This window comes from Dietzia alimentaria 72 (assembly GCF_000226215.1).
GTDB classification, from domain to species: domain Bacteria; phylum Actinomycetota; class Actinomycetes; order Mycobacteriales; family Mycobacteriaceae; genus Dietzia; species Dietzia alimentaria.
Map to the genome: position 1 here is coordinate 1 of NZ_AGFF01000005.1, position 17101 is coordinate 17101.

The following is a 17101-nucleotide window of genomic DNA, read 5'->3' on the forward strand; positions in this document are numbered from 1 at the left end:
GATGCAGGCGATTTCCTCTTCGCCGCGCCCCCGCCGCGAAGAGGAAATCGCCTGCATCTGCCGAGTGGAAATGCGCGAAATCCTCTTTGCGGCGGGGTGGTGGTCAGAACAGCTGCCGCAGGTTCGCGCGAGCGAGATCGATCAGTTCGTCGCCGCGGCCCGAAAGCACGGTCCGCAGCGAGTACAGCGTGAAGCCCTTGGCCTGGGCGGCGCTGATGGTGGGCGGGATGGTCAGTTCCTGACGCTCCACCACCACGTCGAGCAGGGCGGGCCCGTCGTGGGCGAGGAAGTTCTCGACGGCGCGGGGGAGGTCCTCGGACCGCTCCACGCGGATGCCCCTGATGCCGACGGCGTCGGCGACCCGGGAGAAGTCGGGGTTGGTCAGATCGGTGCCGAAGTTGACGAAGCCGTCCGACTTCATCTCCACCTCGACAAAGTTGTACGAGGAGTTGTTGAAAACCACGATCTTGATCGGCAGTGCGTGCTGGACAACGGTGAGCAGCTCACCCATCAGCATGGCGAGGCCACCGTCGCCGCACAGGGCGATCACCTGCCTGCCGGGCGCGGCCAACTGTGCGCCGATGCCCTGGGAGAGGGCGTTGGCCATCGACCCGTGGGTGAACGAACCGATGATTCGCCGTCGCCCGTTCATGGTCAGGTATCGGGCGGCCCAGATCACCGGACTCCCCACGTCGGGAAGGAAGATCGCGTCCCCGCTCGCGCCCTCGTCGAGCAGGCGGGTGAGGTACTGCGGGTGGATGGTCCGCTTTGAGGGCGTGGCGAGGTCGTCGAGCCTGCGCCGGGTGGAGGCGAAGTGTTTGACGGCGTCGTCGAGATGCGACCGGTGCTGGTGGGTACGCAACAACGGCAGGAGCGCGCGGAGGGTCTCGGCGACCCCGCCGACCAAGGGGATGTCCACGTGGGTGCGGCGACCGATCTGTTCGCCACGGATGTCGACCTGTATGACCGTGGCGTCCGGATAGAACTGCTGGTAGGGCAGGTCCGATCCCAGCACGAGCAACGTCTCGGCGGACATCATGGCTCGGTACCCGGAGGCGTACCCGAGCAGCCCGGTCATCCCGACGTCGTACGGGTTGTCGAACGCGACCCATTCCTTGCCACGCATCGCGTGGACGATCGGGGCCTTGAGTACGTCGGCGATCTCCAGTAGCTCGGCGTGGGCGCCAGCGCACCCGGCGCCCGCGAGGATGGTCACGTCCTCGCATCCGTCGAGCGCGGCGACAGCGCGACGGAGTTCGACATCGGCCGGGATCACGGTGCTGGACGTGGGCGTGACCGCGGCGACCTCGGCGGTGATCTCCTCGAGCGCCACGTCGCCGGGGAGCACCAGCACGGCCACGCCGCGCTTCTCGACAGCCGCCCTCATCGCGATCCGCAGCGTTCGGGGCATCTGCGCGGCTGAGGAGACGTGCTCGACGTAGACGCTGCACTCGCGGAAGAGTTCCTGCGGATGTGTCTCCTGGAAGTAGCCGGATCCGATCTCTTCCGTCGGGATGTGGGCGGCGAGGGCCAGGACGGGCACTCTCGAGCGCTGGGCATCGAACAGCCCGTTGATGAGGTGGAGGTTTCCCGGACCACAGGAGCCGGCGCACACCGCGAGCTCGCCGGTCAGCGCCGCTTCCGCCGTCGCTGCGAAGGCGGCCGCCTCTTCGTGCCGGGTGACGACCCAGTCCACGGCTGCGTTCTGCCTGATCGCGTCGGTGACGCCGTTGAGCGAGTCGCCGGGTACGCCGTAGACGCGGCTGACCCCGGACTCGGCGAGGGTGTCGATAATGTGTCGCGCGACAGTGGCGGTCCGTGCGGTCATGACGCCTCCGCGTTCTCGGGGAGTACTCGTATCCGACGGGCCGGGCCGGGCCGCCGGCACCGCGAGCCTATCGCCCCGGGTCCGAGGGTGTCACGGGTTCGGGTCAAGCCCGGCGGCCGTTAACGGACGGCGGCGAGTTCGCGAACGGAGGCGTCCGACGGGTCGTCGACCTCGGCAGTCACCGGGGTGCGCGGGATGAGCAGCACCACCAGCGCGCCGGCTATCGCCGCACCCGCGCCCAGGAGGAAGCACAGTCGGAACATCTCCTCGGCGGGGACCTTCACGCCGCCCCCGAGGTCGGTGAGACGGCTGGTCAGCACGAGTGCCATGACCGCCCCGGCGATGGTGGTGCCCATCGAGCGCATGAGCGCGTTGACGCCGACGCCCGAACCTGCCTCGTTCGCGGGGCAGTTCTCCATGATGAGGGTGGGCATGGCGGCGTACCCGATTCCCACCCCGGCGCAGGCGATGCAGGTGGCGATGAGCAGCTGCCAGGGTTCGGCGGCGAAGGCGGCGGCGGAGAGGTAGCCGACGGCGATCACGGTAGCGCCCACGGCCAGGGTGACGCGGCCACCGAACCGGGTGAGCATGCGGCTCGAGACCGGGGTGAACAGGAGCATCATCAGCCCGGCGGGCGCCATCCAGAGTCCCGCCCACAGCATGGTCTGCCCGAGGCCGTAGCCGGTCGATTCGGGCAGTTGCAGCAGTTGGGGAACGACGATCGACTGGGCCATCATCCCGAAGCCAATGAGTACGGCCGCGATGTTGGTCAGCAGGATGGGGCGCCTGGCGGTGGTGCGCAGGTCCACCAGGGGGTCCGGGTGACGGGTCTCATAGAACCCCCACGCCAGCAGGACGACGATACCGCCGATGACCGCACCGAGCGTGAGGGGGGACGTCCAGCCCCAGTCGCCGCCCTTGGATATACCGCCGAGTACGGCCACCACGCCCACGGCCAGACCGAGGGCGCCGACGGGGTCGAAACGAGAGTCGTCGGCGGTCGGGTAGTAGGGGACGACGACGACGGTGAGAATGACCATCGCCGCGGCGAGGCCACTGGCCACCCAGAACAGGATGTGCCAGTCGTAGTCCTCGGCGATCCAGGCAGCGAGCGGCAATCCGAGTGCACCGCCCACCCCGAGGGTGGCACTGATGCCCGCGACCGCGGAGTTCCGCATGGACGTCGGCACGGTCTCGCGCACAAAGCTGATGGCGACGGGGATGTACCCCATCGCGAAGCCCTGGAGGACGCGCCCCACGAGGACGGGGATGAGTGTCGACGAGAGGGCGCAGATGATCGATCCGGCGAGCATGAGCAGGGCCGAGGCGACCAGGACCGGCTTGCGGCCACGGATGTCGGCCACTCTCCCGGCGACAGGCATCGCCACGCCCCCGGCGAGCAGGGTGGCCGTCACCACCCAGGCGGAGTTACTGGGGTCTGTGCTCAGCAGTCGGGGCAGTTCGGGCTGGATGGGGATGACGAGTGACTGCATCAATGCTGCACACATGCTCGAGAAGCCGAGCACCAGCACGATGAGTATCGGCGCGGCCGGGGCCTTCTTCTGGACGACTGCTTCTCTCATGGATCCTTCCGGTCGCAAGGGTGCCCTGCGTGTGTATGTAACATGCATTCTGGGTTTTGTGTACACTACATATCGCTTGTTGGCTGGGCAAGTCGATGCCGGAGGAGGCCACATATGAGAGCGGACGATCCCACTGGATGGGGCGGCGGAAACGCGCCCCTGGAGCGTCGACTGGCCTCAACTCTCACGCGGCTGGACAAGGAGCGCCGCGCGCTGGAGGGGTTCCAGCGCCTCGGCACAGCGGACCTCCGGCTTCTCTGGCTGTTCGCCGATGGTCGCGCCCGGACGCTGAGGGATGTTGCTGGTGAATTGGGGCTGGAGCAATCCACAGTCAACCGTCAGGTCAACGCTGCTGTCGGCGCGGGACTGCTCGAGCGGACCCGCAGGCCGGGGGGCACCGCGTACGACATCAACCGGACCGCGGACGGCAGGCGCACGTACGACGAGGTTTCCAGGTTCTCGATGGGGGTGTACGCCACGGCCCTCGACGCCATGGGAGACGACGCCGCGGAGGAACTCGTCGTGCTTCTTCAGGACTTTCTCGGACATTTCCAGAGCGCCCTGGCGTCGTCGGACGGCGGCAGGTAACTCTCCGAGCCCCGGCGGTCCGTGCAACGCGGTCTCTCCGCGCGCTTTCAGCAAGCCTTTCTATGCTTGCAGCTGTGCAGCACCACGAGTCCAGCTCGTCGCCGGACGTTGCCTCCGGCCGCTGGCGATTGACGCGGAGTAAGGTCCCCGCGGCTACATCCGCCAGCCTTCTCCTCCTCCTGCTCTCCATCCTCTTTGCCGTGCTAGCGGTTTTCGTGACCGTGCAACGCACACTTCCTTTCGATCGGCCGGTGATGTTGTGGCTCCACGGTGAGTCGAGCCCCGTGCTCACCGCGGTCATGGAAGTGGTGACCCAGCTCGGTGGTCTCGTCGTGGTCCCTATCGCCGCGACCGGGATTGCCGCGGCGCTGTGGAGGGTCGGGTTCCGTTGGCGTGCGTCGCTGCTGGCGGTAGCGGTCCTCGGGTCGACAGCGCTCAATACCGTTCTCAAGTCGGTCTTCCGGCGGGCACGCCCGGACTTCTGGGAACCGCTGGTCGGGGAAAACTCCTACTCGTTCCCGAGCGGTCACGCGATGGCGACCATGTCGCTGGCAGTAGCGCTGGTGGTCCTCGCATGGAGTACGCGATGGAGATGGGCGGCGGTCACAGCGGGGGCGGTGTATGTGCTGGCCGTCGGGGTCTCACGGGTGTACCTGGGCGTGCACTATCCGAGCGACATCCTCGGGGGGTGGAGCGCGTCCGCGCTGTGGGTGGCGGTGGTCGTCGTCATCATGGGGCGCATCCAGTCGAAGCGCAGCCCGGCATGACCGTCCGGGAGCTGCTCGGAACCTCGCTTCTGGGCACGCCGGCGCTGGTGACCGTGTGGGTACTGGTGCTGGCCGGCTTCACGGGCGTGGTGGTTATCGGATCCAAAGCCAGAGGCACGAACCGGGACGCTCGTTGCCGCTGGTGGACGCGCACGATTCCGGCCTGCATTGTCGCCGTGGCAGTTGTCACCTCGATCGGTGGCGTTCTCTTAGAGGGGGTGTTCAAGCCCTTTCCCGACGCGCTGCCGCGGACCGTCTACGTGTGGATCGCCCTGGGGGTGCTCGCGGTCATACTCGGGGGCACTGCGATTGCCCGTGCGAGTCGGCACCGTCGCCCGTGGCTGGTGGCGGGCGCTGTTCTCGCCGGACTGTCTGTAGTGGCGGGGGCCGCAGGCCAGGTCAACCGTGTGTATGCCGAGTTCCCCACTGTGGGCACCGTGCTCGGGATCTCGGACTACCGCACCGTTCCGCTCGCCGACGTCATCGGTGCTGTTCCGGGGACGATCGGCGGCGACCTCCCGCCCGGCACACCGCTCGAGGCGGTGTGGACCCCGCCAGCGACCATGCCGACGAGCGGCGCGATCACCGAGGCGTCGATACCCGGCACCGCCTCGGGTTTCGTAGCGCGACCTGCGCAGATCTACCTGCCCCCGGCCTATTTCACTGAGCCGCGGCCCTTGTTGCCGGTGCTTGTACTGCTGGCCGGCCAGCCAGGGGAGCCGATGGACTGGGTGGTCTCCGGGCGGTTGCCTGAGGTGGCGGACGCGTTCGCGGCGCGTCATTCCGGACTCTCCCCGGTTGTGGTGGTGGCCGACCCGATCGGTGAGCCGCTCGGGAACACCCTGTGCGTCGATTCGAGTCACGGCAATGCGCGGACCTACCTCTCGAAGGATGTTCCCAACTGGATCCACGAGAACCTCCAGGTGGATACCGGGCCCGGCGCGATGGCCATCGGTGGTCTGTCCTTCGGTGGGACGTGCGCCCTGCAGATGGCGCTGTCCGACCCGGGGGTCTTTCCCACTTTCCTGGACATGTCAGGGCAGGGCGAGCCGACGATCGGGACCCGTCCGGCCACTGTCGAACAGTTCTTCGGCGGTGACGAGGCTGCGTTCCGCGAGCACAATCCTGCTGACCTCCTCGCGACCCGGCGGTTCCCCGGTCTTTCCGGTGCGTTCGTCTACGGATCCTCCGACTCCGAATACGGGCCGGCGGCCCGGGAGCTCCACAAAGCCACTCTGGCGGCTGGGGTCGATGCCCACCTCAGTGAGCTCCCCGGGGGTCACAGTTACGCCGTGTGGTCGGCGGGTCTCCGGCAAGAACTGCCCTGGCTCGCCCAGCAGACAGGGTTAATCTGATGAGGCGGGCCATCGCCACTGCTCGCCGGTACGCGGCCCGGGCGTGGACGAACTCGCCGTACACGGTCGCAATGCTGGTGCTCCTGTGGGTGCTCGCCGCGGTCACGGGAACCGCAACCCACGGTCCGGGCCCAGGGTTGGCCGAACTGGTCTCGGCGGGGTTGGCGCCCCTCGGCCATGGCTACGTCTGGACCGTCGTCACTTCGGGTGTGTTCGTGTCCGGGATCGCGGACCTGGTCACCGCATCCCTGCTGCTGCTGGCGGTGGGGCCGGTCGCCGAGCGCCTGCTGGGCGGGGCCCGCATGCTCGCGGCCGCCCTCGCAGCCCAGATCGCGGCGGTTGTGGGCGGGATCGGGTTCGGCGTGCTCGTGCGTCACGTCCACACGTGGGTCGACCCGCTACCGTGGATCCTCGGCATCCTCCTGGCGTCGACGGCCAGGATGTCGGTCCTCTGGCGACGTCGGGTCCGCACCGTGGTCCTCGCTGCCCTCGTCACGCTCCTCCTGTTCGCCGGGCATCCACAGGACGCCATACGGTTGTCTGCGGCGCTCGCCGGACTGGTCGTGGGTATCGCTCTGAACCGCGACTCGCACCACACTTCGCTGCTGGGCGGCTCAATCCGGGAGACCCGCACCCTGCTGGCCCTGGTGGTGGCGGCGACCGTGCTCGGGCCAGTACTGGTCTCGCTCACCTCGGGCGCGGTCGGGCCCCTCGCCCCATTGAGCCAGCTCGTCCGGGAAGTGCCGTACACGCCGGCGCAGGCCGCGGAGCTGTGCGCGCTGGACCACGGGGGGACTGAATGCTGGGATGCCACGCAGCTGCTCCGGCTCACTGGAGTCGGCCCGCTCGCCCTCACCCTTATGCCCACGCTCCTCGTCCTGGTGTTGACGAACGGACTGCGTCGCGGACGACGGGCCGCACTCTGGTGGGCTATCGCCGCGTACAGTGCGCAGCTCGCGGCATCGGCAGCCCTGCTCCTGCGGGGGCCGATCGAGGCGGGTCGTGGCCGGCGACTGTTGATCTTCGGCGCCGCCCCGCACACGCTCACCCTGTGGGTGGTATCCCCGCTCGTCGTCGTCGGCGGAATCCTGCTTGCGCTACTGGTGAGCGGCCGGTTCTTCCGGGTCCGGGCGAGTGCCCGCGCGGTCCGCCGAGCGACCCTGTCGATCGCGGCCGTCGTCTGTGGTGGGCTCGTCGTCTTTGTCGTTCTCGGAGTGTTCGTTACCAAAGGGGTGGCGGCCTCCGGGCTCTCGGACCCGTCCGTCGCCGCGCTCGTGCGCGACTACCCGGTCCGCCTCATCCCACCCGCTTACCTGGGACTGATCGGATCCGCCCTGCTCCCGGTCTCGGACGCGGCGACGATCCTGTTCGAATGGATCGGCGTAGTGGTCTGGGGCGGCGTCATCGTGGTGCTGTGGCGCCTCCTGCGCGCCCGCCGGACGGACGAGGACCCGGCGTCGGAAGGCCGACTCCGGGAACTGCTGCACCGGCCGGGCGGGTCATCGATGTCGTGGATGACAACCTGGGCGGGCAACGAGTACTGGTTTACCCGACGACACCCACCGGAAGGACTGTCCGCAGTGGCGTTCCGGGTGGTGGGCGGGGTCGCACTGACGACCGCCGGTCCGGTGGGACCCGCTGATCAGGCCGGCCCGGCGGCCCTCGAGTTCGCCGAGCATTGCGCACTTCAGGGGCTGAGCCCCTGCTTCTACTCGGTCGATGCCGGGCTTGAGACTGCGCTCCGGGCGGCGGGGTGGTCGTCGCTGCAGGTGGCGGAGGAGACCGTGATCACGCTGCCCGACCTGGCCTTCACCGGAAAGAAATTCCAGGACATCCGGACTGCTCTCAACCGGGCCCGGAAGGAGCAGGTGACGGCCGAGTGGACCGCATTCGACCGGGCCCCGCTCGCTCTGCGTCAACAGATCATTGCGATCTCGGAGGAGTGGGTGGCGGACAAAGGCCTGCCGGAGATGGGCTTCACCCTCGGTGGGATCGAGGAATTGCGGGACCCCGAGGTGCGGCTGCTCCTCGCCGTCGACGATGACGACGTGGTCCACGGCGTGACCTCGTGGCTCCCCGTGTACCGCCGGGGCGTGCTCGTGGGCCTCACCCTGGACTTCATGCGTCGCCGCAGCGGCGGCTTCCGGCCGACCACTGAGTTCCTCATCGCCTCCGCGGCGATCGGGGCGAAGGACGAGGGCCTGGAGTTCCTCAGCTTGTCCGGAGCGCCGTTGGCGCACGGAGGCGGTGCCGGCAGAAACGCTGCCGGGACAGCAGCAGGGGACATATCGTCGCTGTCCGCGGTCCTGGACCGCGTCGGAGAGGCACTAGAACCGGTGTATGGCTTCCGCTCCCTTTTAGCCTTCAAGTCCAAGTTCGACCCGGAATATCGGCCTCTGTACCTGTGCTATCCCGATGCGGCGGCGCTCCCGGCGATCGGAGTGGCGGTGGGTCGCTCCTATCTTCCGAAAGTGGGCCTGGGCGAGGGCACCCGCCTGGCGGCCACGTTGGGGCGCGCCCGGGGACGATGATCGCCCCCGCTCCGGAGTCCGAACTCCACCCTGGGTACCGCCGTTCGTGGAACTCCCCGTCGACGCCCTAACCTGAGGTCGTGACGATCCTCGACGCCCTACTGGCTTTTGCCGTGGTGGCGGGTCTTCTCACTCTGGTGCCGGGCCTGGACACCGCCCTCGTCCTGAAAGCCTCGCTGACAGGCTCCCGGCGATACGCCTGGGCGACTGCCGCCGGCATCGCGGCGGGCGCCATGGCGTGGGGTGTCGCCGCCGCTGTAGGGGTCTCGGCTCTGTTGTCCGCGTCCGAGACCGCGTACCGGGTGCTCACCGTCGCAGGGGCGGTCTACATGTGTTATCTCGGCGGTTCGATGATCTGGCGGTCGTTCCGCGGCCGCGGACTCGCCGTCCCGCCGGCGGATTTCGACACCCCGACCGACCTCGCACCGTGGCGAGGCGGGCTCATCGGGATCGGGACGAACCTCCTCAACCCGAAGGTCGGCGTGTTCTACATCGCCACGATCCCGCAGTTTCTTCCGGAAGGCGTCCCGGCCCTGCCGATGGGCGCGGCTCTGGCCGGCGTGCACGGCTTACTGACACTGGCCTGGTTCGGGATATTGATCACGGCAGGGTCGTTCGCCCGCCGTCGACTCGCCAGCCCGGTAACGCTGAGGGTGATCGACCGCGTTACCGGGCTGTTCTTGGTTGGTTTCGGCGGGAGACTATTTTTCGCCGGACACAACATCTAGATCGCTGCCTCTGGACCGCCAGAACCGGTCGCTCAATCCGTGCAGTCAGCCACGCTCACAGTGGCAACGCATCCACCTCGGCGCCGGCTGGCAGCGCGCTGACGTCGGCGGGGATCTCCACCAGGACGTCGGCTCGCGCCATCGAGGCGACCAGGTGAGAGCCCGGGCCGGCGACCGGGTCTGCGGCGGGAAGTGAGCCGGTCTCCGGGTGCGTGAGGACGGCGCGGAGGAACTGCGCGCGGCCGGCAGGAGAGCTCACCTCGCGCGTCAGGCGGGCCCGCACCGGGCGGATCGGCGACCGTCCCACGGCCTCGAGGATCACCGGCCGCAACAGCACGACGAAGGACACCAGCGCACTCACAGGGTTGCCCGGCAGGCACACCACGGGCGTGTTCCGCCACACCGAGAGCCCCTGAGGGCCGCCGGGCTGCATTGCGATGGGGGCGAAGCGGGCCCCCTCGCGACCCTCCAGAACCTGGCGCACCACCTCGGCATCGCCCATCGACACCGCCCCCACGGTCACCACGAGGTCGGCGTCCCGCGCCGCGGAATCGAGGGCCGCGGTGAACTCGCTGCGGTCATCGCTGCTGGTCAGGGTGGCGGTCACCTCGCAGCCGCAGGCCCGCAGAGCGGTGGCCAGTGTGAGGGAATTGGACTCCCAGATCTGCCCCGGACCCAGTGGCCGGCCGGGCGTGACCAGCTCGGAGCCCGTGGCCACCACCCCGACCCTCGGTCGCGGCCGCACATCGAGCCCCGACTCTCCGAGCGAAGCCGCCGCCGCGAGATGACGGGCCGCCAGCCGGACCCCCGCAGGGATCACCACGTCGCCGGCTCGGACGTCGTCGCCCGGGTGACGGACGAACTCACCCGGCGACCGCGGAGCCCGGACCAGCACCAGGGAGGGCTCATCCGGGCTCACCTCGGTGTCCTCGACCGGCACCACACAATCCGCACCCTCGGGCACGGGCGCACCGGTCATCACCTTGCAGGCCTCGTCGTCGTCGACCCGGGACCCCGGGCCCTGGCCCGCGTGAACGGCCCCCACCACGGTGAGCCGCACCGGCGAATCCTGCCCCGCCCCGGCCACATCCGCGGACCGGACCGCGTATCCGTCCATCTGTGAGTTCACGAACAACGGCAGATCCACCGACGCCCGCAGTTCCACCGCGGTGACCGAGTCCGCGCACGCGGCCAGCGGTAGGTGCGTGCTCTGCGCCGCCCGCTCCAGCATCGGCGCCAGATGCGCGCGAACACTATCGCGGTACTCGGCGGGGGAGGGGTGGGGCGACCGATCCGACGGGGAAGGCATGGCACCACGGTAACCGCGTTGTACTGTGCCTACCGGCCCGCGTCCGCGCGGCCGCTCGCGACGAGGAGGGGTGGAGAGCCGTGGCGCGTAGGGCACCGTGGACGGCGTGGCAGGTGCACGGCGACGGCAAGAACATCAAGCCCGGCCAGGTGGTGGCGCCGATGGAACGGCTGAGCTGGCCGCGAACCATCGGGATCGGCGCCCAGCACGTGGTGTCCATGTTCGGGGCGACCTTCGTGTTCCCGATTATCATGGGCCTCAACCCGCAGCTGGCGATCCTCTTCTCCGGCGTGTGCACACTCCTCTTCCTCGCCGTGGTCAAGGGGCAGGTCCCCAGCTACCTCGGCACCTCCGTCGCCTTTGTGGGCGCTGTCGCCGCGATCCGTGCCCAGGGCGGGACCAGTGCGCAGGTCACCGGTGCGATGCTCATCGCCGGAGCGGGCCTGCTCGTGGTGGGCGTCATCGTGCACGTCGTGGGCGGCCGCGTGGTCACCGCGATCCTCCCGCCCGTCGTCACCGGCGCGGTGGTGATGCTGCTCGGCTTCAACCTCGCGCCCGTCGTGGCGGACACCTACTGGCCCCAGGATCAGTGGGTCGCGCTGACGGTGATGATCGTGCTGGTCCTCATGACCGTCGGACTCAAGGGCTTCGCGGGCCGCATCGCAATTTTCCTCGCGTTGGTCTTCGGCTATGTGCTCTCGTGGATCCTCGACCTCGTGAACGGCCCCATCACCTCGTTCGACGCAGGTGTCGGCGAGGTCACCGAACACCTGCGTGTCAATTGGTCGGCCGTACCAGACGCCGCCTGGATCGGTCTGCCGCCCATGACCGACGAGGCAGCCGGGGTGGTGGGCATCCACGCCCCTGATTTCTCCCTGGCGTTCGTCCTGCTCATCGTGCCGGGCATCATCGCGTTGATCGCAGAGAACGCCGGACACGTCAAGGCCATCGGCGAGATCACCCGCACCGAGACCGATGGACTGATGGGCCGCGCTCTGGCGGCCGACGGCGCCGGCACGATCCTCGCCACCTCCTTCGGCGGATCCGCCACCACCACCTATGCCGAGAACATCGGCGTGATGGCGGCGACGAAGGTGTACTCCACCGCCGCCTACGTCGTGGCAGCGCTGACCGCCATCGTGTTGGGGTGCTCCCCGAAGTTGGGGGCGATCATCTCGGCCACCCCGGGCGGGGTGCTGGGCGGGATCACCGTGGTGTTGTACGGCATGATCGGCTTGCTCGGCGCCAAGATCTGGAAGGAAAACCGGGTCGATTTTGGCAACCCCCTCAACCTGGTTCCGGTGGCTGCGGGCGTGGTGATCGCTGTGGGTGACACGACGCTGCAGGTCACCGACGACTTCCAACTGGGCGGCATCGCCCTGGGCACGCTGGTGGTTGTGCTGGGCTACCACCTCGCCCGGGTGATCGCACCGGGGCTGGCCGACCAGGCGCAACGGGACGAGATCCACGAAGTGACCCTGCTCGGACCGAACCCGGACAGTCCCTGATGCCAGTCGTACTTCGTGCCTAGACTGGCGTCCGCGACCGTAGATGGGAGGTGCGCCTGTGAACAAGCCCGAGAACCGGACGCGTTCAGCGCGTCCCGAGACACCGCTGCTCCTCGACTCATTCGGCCGGATCGCCCGTGACCTGCGGGTGTCCTTGACTGAGAAGTGCTCTCTGCGCTGTACGTACTGCATGCCGGAGGAGGGGTTGCCGCCCATTCCCGACGCCGCCCGCATGACCACGGACGAGGTCGTCCGCCTGGTCTCCCTGGCGCAACGCGAACTCGGTGTGCACGACGTACGGTTCACCGGCGGCGAGCCGCTCATGCGGAAGGACCTCGAACAGATCATCGCCGGCACCCGTGCCGCATGCCCGGACCTGCCCATCGCCATGACCTCGAACGGCGTGGGACTGGAGCACCGCATCGGTGGGCTCATCGAGGCAGGATTGGACCGGATCAACATCTCCCTCGACACGGTCAGCCGTGCCGAGTTCGCCCAGCTCACCCGCCGCGACAGGCTCCCGTCCGTGCTGCGCGGGGTGCGGGCGGCGGTCGACGCCGGACTGAACCCGGTCAAGGTCAACGCGGTACCCATGCGCGCGACACTGCACGGAGCGCCCGACCTGTTGGAATGGGCACTCGACCAGGGCGTGCAGTTGCGGTTCATCGAAGAGATGCCGCTTGATGCCGACAACACGTGGTCGCGGGTCGAGATGGTGACCGCGCAGGAGGTGCTCGACTCGTTGCGGACTCGGTTCGAGTTGGTCCCCGCCGGGCGCGAGGACCCGTCCGCACCGGCGGAACTGTGGGAGGTGGCCGGACACACGGTCGACGGCAAGCCGGCGACGGTCGGGGTGATCGCCACCGTCACACGGAACTTCTGCGCGGCGTGTGACCGCACCCGCCTGACCGCCGAGGGTACGGTGCGGTCCTGCCTGTTCAGTGACGATGAGACCGACGTGCTGGGCGTGCTCCGCTCCGGCGCCCCGGACCACGAGGTCGCTGACGTCTGGCGGGGTGCGATGTGGGGCAAACAAGCCGGTCACGGCATTGGCGGGACCGCATTCCACCGGCCCCGTCGCTCGATGGGGGCTATTGGTGGGTGACGCGTCAGTGTCAAGCGATATGGTCGACCATGTGAGCATGACTCCGAGAGTGATCACCGTGGGGTACTACGCGGCGGCCGAGGATGCCGCGGGTACCGCCCGCGAGCGGCTGCACACCCACGCCACCACCGTCGGCGAACTGGCCCGTGAGGTCTGTGAGCGCCACGGAGAGCCGCTGGCCAGCATCGTCACGGTGTCGTCGTTCCTCGTGGGCGACGAGACCACTCGCGATCCCGCCGCGTCTATCGCCGGGGTTTCCCAAGTCGACGTCCTGCCCCCCTTTGCCGGAGGTTGATACGGTGACTCGACGCCCGGGCATCGCCATGCTGTCGTTCGCCCTGGCGTGCGCGGGCCTGGCGGCCTGTGCGGAAGAGGAGCCGGCAGCCGGCGCCGTCACCATCGGCTTGGCGGCCGCGCCCTCGCTCTACGGCGCCTTCACCGAACTGATCGAAGTCTTTGAGGCGCAGCACCCCGACGTGCGCGTGAGCATGGAGGTGGGTCAGTCCGACACCCTCGCCGCCGGCCTGGGGTCGAGGGCAGACATCAACGTGTTCGCCTCCGCGAGCGAGGAGGCGATGGACATGGTCGTGGACACCGGGGTCGCCACGGGGCCGCGGGTGTTCGCCCGGAACCACGTGGTGGTGGCGGTCCCTTCGGGTAACCCACTCCAGATCACAGGTCTGCGGGATCTCGAGCGTCCAGATCTCCGGGTGGGCCTGTGCTCGCTGGAGGTGCCCTGCGGGAAGGCGGCGGACACGCTCCTGTCCGCCGCGGGCGTGCTCCCCGTCGACGTCGAGCGGGACCCGGGTTCGCGGGCGCTGACCGCCCGCTTGGCGGACAACGAACTCGACGTGGGGATCGTCTACCGCACCGATGTGGCCTCGTCCCACGGTTGGGTGTCGCAGGCCGAGGTCAACCGCCACGACCGCGAACTGGCCGCGGCCGCGGGGACCACCCGCTATACGTTGGCCCGCGTCCCCGGCGGTGAGGACGGCCCCGACGCAGAGGCAGAACGGGCGGCCGCTGAGAAATTCATGGAACTGGTGACCTCGGATCGCGGCCGTCGAGCGTTCGAGAACGCCGGCCTGGCACCGGTGACGCAGTAGCCGGCTCAAATGCCCACCGCGAACGGGTATTAGCTCGGTCTTAGACTGGGCGGCATGAACACGGCTGAACCCCGGACCCCGTCCCGGCGGAAGGGGTCGTGGCACCGGCGGGCGACACGACCAGTGCAGGTATGGATGGTCGCCCTCGTGATCCTGGGTGTGGTCCACCGCTGGGTGCCCGCGTCCACGTGGGCGATCGTGCACATCTTCACACTGGGCCTGCTCACCAACTCGATCCTGGTGTGGGGTCAGCACTTCGCCGAAACCCTGCTGCACCGGCGGCCACCGGAGGAGACCCGCGCGCTCCAGGTGCGAAGGATCTTCGTGCTCAACGCCGGGATCGTGGTGCTGGTCGTGGGCATGATCGGCGCGTGGCCCTTCGCCGTGGTGGCCGGAGCGACCGTCGTCGGTGGCGCGGTGGCGTGGTACGTGGTGGATCTGGTGCGTCAGATCCGGGCGGCGGCCCCCACCCGGTTCCGCCCGATCGTCCGTTATTACGCCGTTGCGGCTGCGTTTCTTCCCGCCGGTGCGCTGGCGGGTGCCTTCATGGGTGTCGGTGTGTCCGAAGAGTGGTCGGTCCGACTGCACGCGTTCCACCTCGCCGTCAACGTCCTGGGGTTTGTCGGGATCACGGTCCTCACGACCCTGGTCACGTTCTGGGCGACGGTCCTGCGCACCCCGATGGCCGACGGCCAGGACGTGGCCGCTACCAGGTCCCTGGCCCTGATGTCGGTGGCGGTCGTGGTGGCGGCGGGTGCGTCCCTCGCCGGTGCGGACCTCGTCACAGCCGCAGCTCTGGTTGCCTACCTGGCGGCGGTGCTATGGCACCTCGTGTACCTGGTCAGGACCGCCCGCACCGCGCCGCCACGTGAATTCGCGTCGATGAGCATCGCGTGCGGTCTGGTGTGGCTGCCCATCGCGCTGGGCTGGGCCACCTGGCTCGTCGCGGCGGGCCGGGTGAACGAGATCAGCACCGTCACCACGCCGCTGCTCGCCGGGGCGGCAGCCCAGATCCTGTTCGGCGCGATGAGCTTTCTCATGCCCACCGTGATCCGTGGCGGCCCGGCTGCCGTGCGCGCCGGGATGGTGGAGATGAACCGGCTGGCGGTGTTTCGGCTGGTGCTCATCAACGCTGGTCTGCTCGTGTTCCTCGTTCCCGGCGGCACAAGCTGGACGCGCGTTGTGGGGTCGTCGCTGGCATTCCTCGGGTTCGCGCTGTTCCTGCCCCTGATGATCCGCGCCGTGCGTGCCCAGCTGGCGGTGATCCGCGAGAAGGCGGCCGCACGTGAGGCCGGCGTGAAGCCTGCGCGCGTCACCGCGGGCACGCCCCGCCCGGAGATCGCGCCCGGAAGCCGACGCAACCTGGTGGGTGGGCTGGCGGCACTGCTGGTGGTGGTTCTCACGACGGCGACCGCGCTCGCCGCGGATCCCTCCTCCCCGCTGCGTCGGGCCGACGACTCGGGTGGTGTCACCGCGACCGGCGAGACCACGACCGTGGAGGTCGCTGCCGTGGGGATGAGGTTTGAGCCGAGCACCGTGACCGTTCCCGCCGGCGACCGGTTGGTGATCGAGCTGAGGAACGACGACGACACCACGGTCCATGACCTCTACCTGGCCAACGGTGTCGAGTCGGGCCGGATCGACCCGGGCCAGTCCGCCACTGTGGACGTGGGCGTGGTGGGCAGAAGCCTCGAGGGCTGGTGCACGATCGCCGGGCACCGGGCGATGGGCATGACCTTCCAGGTTCAGGTCGAGGACGGGGTTTCCGCCGCCGATCACGGCGGTGCGATTGCCCCGACCGAGAGCATCGACGTCCTGGCTCCGCCGTCGGATGACTTCGTCACCCGCGATCCCGAGCTCGCCCCCGCGCCGGGCGGCCGCGAGCACCGGACCACCCTCACCGTGGAGGAGACCGTCGACGAACTCGCCCCGGGCGTGGTCCGGCCGGTGTGGACCTACAACGGCGGACTCCCCGCGCCGACACTGCGGGGCAAGGTGGGCGACACCTTTGTGGTGACGCTGCGCAACGAGGGCTCGATGGGGCACTCGATCGACTTTCACGCCGGCGATGTGCGTCCGGATGAGGTGATGCGCACCATCCCGCCTGGCGAGGAGCTGGAATACCGGTTCACCGTCACTCGTGCGGGGGCGTGGCTCTACCATTGCGCGACCGCCCCGATGACCGGTCACGTGGCCGCCGGGATGTTCGGGGCGCTCATCGTCGATCCGCCGGACCTGCCCCAGGTTGACCGCGAGTACGCGCTGGTCCAGTCCGAGTCGTATCTCGGAGGCCCCGACGAGCCGTTCGACATGGGCAAGATCGCCGCGCGTCGACCCGACCTGGTGATGTTCAACGGGCACGCCACGCAGTACCGGCGCGACCCGCTCACCGCCGACGTCGGCGAGACCGTACGCATCTGGGTGGTGGTGGCCGGACCGAGCGACGGCACGAGCTTCCACGTGGTGGGCTCGCAGTTCGACACCGTCTACAAGGAGGGCGGGTACCGTCTCAAGGACGGGCGGGACCCCTTTGGCGGACGCAGCGGCGGTGCACAGGCACTCGACCTGGCGCCGGCGCAGGGCGGATTCGTGGAGTTGACCTTCACCGAACCCGGCCGGTACACCTTCGTGGACCACTCGTTCGCCGACGCGGAGAAGGGCGCGACGGGCTTCATCGACGTCAAGGAGTAGTC

The 17101-nt window shown here is 69.0% G+C and carries 13 protein-coding genes; 10 read left to right on the forward strand and 3 right to left on the reverse strand.

Annotation, left to right across the window (positions count from 1 at the left end; genetic code table 11):
• Positions 1–103 precede the first annotated feature (103 nt).
• Both poxB and ON04_RS01585 read right to left on the reverse strand, forming a co-directional pair.
• Complete coding sequence (gene poxB / locus ON04_RS01580; RefSeq protein ID WP_010539817.1) at positions 104–1828, reverse strand: ubiquinone-dependent pyruvate dehydrogenase; 1725 nt, start codon at positions 1826–1828, stop codon at positions 104–106.
• A gap of 119 nt (positions 1829–1947) precedes the next feature.
• Positions 1948–3411 carry an MFS transporter gene (locus tag ON04_RS01585; protein WP_010539818.1) on the reverse strand — a complete coding sequence of 488 codons (1464 nt, stop codon included), beginning with the start codon at positions 3409–3411 and terminating at the stop codon, positions 1948–1950.
• A 114-nt stretch (positions 3412–3525) separates the two neighbouring features.
• Between ON04_RS01585 and ON04_RS15840 the strand changes: the two genes are divergently transcribed.
• The 5 genes from ON04_RS15840 (at position 3526) to ON04_RS01610 (ending at position 9380) form a co-directional block, all read left to right on the forward strand.
• A complete protein-coding gene (locus ON04_RS15840) occupies positions 3526–3999 on the forward strand; it encodes a MarR family winged helix-turn-helix transcriptional regulator (protein ID WP_010539819.1) in 474 nt (157 codons plus the stop codon).
• Positions 4000–4073: 74 nt separating this feature from the next.
• Positions 4074–4766, forward strand: a complete 693-nt coding sequence (locus ON04_RS01595; protein ID WP_158217804.1) for a phosphatase PAP2 family protein — start codon at positions 4074–4076, stop codon at positions 4764–4766.
• Complete coding sequence (locus ON04_RS01600; RefSeq protein ID WP_010539821.1) at positions 4763–6121, forward strand: alpha/beta hydrolase; 1359 nt, start codon at positions 4763–4765, stop codon at positions 6119–6121. Before ON04_RS01595 ends, ON04_RS01600 begins: the two co-directional genes overlap by 4 nt.
• Entirely contained in the window at positions 6121–8652 is a 2532-nt protein-coding gene (locus ON04_RS01605) for a bifunctional lysylphosphatidylglycerol flippase/synthetase MprF (RefSeq protein WP_010539822.1), read from the forward strand. The genes ON04_RS01600 and ON04_RS01605 overlap by 1 nt, the downstream gene beginning before the upstream one ends.
• Positions 8653–8732: 80 nt before the next feature.
• Positions 8733–9380 (forward strand): LysE family translocator, encoded by a 648-nt coding sequence (locus ON04_RS01610; RefSeq protein ID WP_010539823.1) that lies wholly within the window; start codon positions 8733–8735, stop codon positions 9378–9380.
• Positions 9381–9435: 55 nt separating this feature from the next.
• Here ON04_RS01610 and ON04_RS01615 read toward each other — a convergent pair whose 3' ends face one another.
• Positions 9436–10689 (reverse strand): molybdopterin molybdotransferase MoeA, encoded by a 1254-nt coding sequence (locus tag ON04_RS01615; RefSeq protein WP_029457473.1) that lies wholly within the window; start codon positions 10687–10689, stop codon positions 9436–9438.
• Positions 10690–10850: 161 nt separating this feature from the next.
• Between ON04_RS01615 and ON04_RS01620 the strand changes: the two genes are divergently transcribed.
• From ON04_RS01620 to ON04_RS01640, 5 genes are read left to right on the forward strand one after another with little or no spacing between them, the layout of a single operon-like run.
• A complete protein-coding gene (locus ON04_RS01620) occupies positions 10851–12197 on the forward strand; it encodes a uracil-xanthine permease family protein (protein ID WP_238529209.1) in 1347 nt (448 codons plus the stop codon).
• A 43-nt stretch (positions 12198–12240) separates the two neighbouring features.
• Positions 12241–13302 carry a GTP 3',8-cyclase MoaA gene (gene moaA, locus ON04_RS01625; RefSeq protein ID WP_050815231.1) on the forward strand — a complete coding sequence of 354 codons (1062 nt, stop codon included), beginning with the start codon at positions 12241–12243 and terminating at the stop codon, positions 13300–13302.
• A 37-nt stretch (positions 13303–13339) separates the two neighbouring features.
• Positions 13340–13597 carry a ubiquitin family protein gene (locus ON04_RS01630; RefSeq protein WP_238529195.1) on the forward strand — a complete coding sequence of 86 codons (258 nt, stop codon included), beginning with the start codon at positions 13340–13342 and terminating at the stop codon, positions 13595–13597.
• 4 nt (positions 13598–13601) lie between these two features.
• Positions 13602–14408: a molybdate ABC transporter substrate-binding protein gene (locus ON04_RS01635; RefSeq protein ID WP_010539829.1), complete on the forward strand. Its 807-nt coding sequence runs from the start codon at positions 13602–13604 to the stop codon at positions 14406–14408.
• 54 nt (positions 14409–14462) lie between these two features.
• Complete coding sequence (locus ON04_RS01640; protein ID WP_029457475.1) at positions 14463–17099, forward strand: multicopper oxidase domain-containing protein; 2637 nt, start codon at positions 14463–14465, stop codon at positions 17097–17099.
• Positions 17100–17101 lie beyond the last annotated feature (2 nt).

Coding starts and splice junctions, on each gene's coding strand:
- poxB (WP_010539817.1), bottom strand. CDS start 1,828: ATGACCGCACGGACCGCCACTGTCGCGCGACACATTATCGACACCCTC.
- ON04_RS01585 (WP_010539818.1), bottom strand. CDS start 3,411: ATGAGAGAAGCAGTCGTCCAGAAGAAGGCCCCGGCCGCGCCGATACTC.
- ON04_RS15840 (WP_010539819.1), top strand. CDS start 3,526: ATGAGAGCGGACGATCCCACTGGATGGGGCGGCGGAAACGCGCCCCTG.
- ON04_RS01600 (WP_010539821.1), top strand. CDS start 4,763: ATGACCGTCCGGGAGCTGCTCGGAACCTCGCTTCTGGGCACGCCGGCG.
- ON04_RS01605 (WP_010539822.1), top strand. CDS start 6,121: ATGAGGCGGGCCATCGCCACTGCTCGCCGGTACGCGGCCCGGGCGTGG.
- ON04_RS01615 (WP_029457473.1), bottom strand. CDS start 10,689: ATGCCTTCCCCGTCGGATCGGTCGCCCCACCCCTCCCCCGCCGAGTAC.
- ON04_RS01620 (WP_238529209.1), top strand. CDS start 10,851: ATGGAACGGCTGAGCTGGCCGCGAACCATCGGGATCGGCGCCCAGCAC.
- moaA (WP_050815231.1), top strand. CDS start 12,241: ATGGGAGGTGCGCCTGTGAACAAGCCCGAGAACCGGACGCGTTCAGCG.
- ON04_RS01630 (WP_238529195.1), top strand. CDS start 13,340: ATGACTCCGAGAGTGATCACCGTGGGGTACTACGCGGCGGCCGAGGAT.
- ON04_RS01640 (WP_029457475.1), top strand. CDS start 14,463: ATGAACACGGCTGAACCCCGGACCCCGTCCCGGCGGAAGGGGTCGTGG.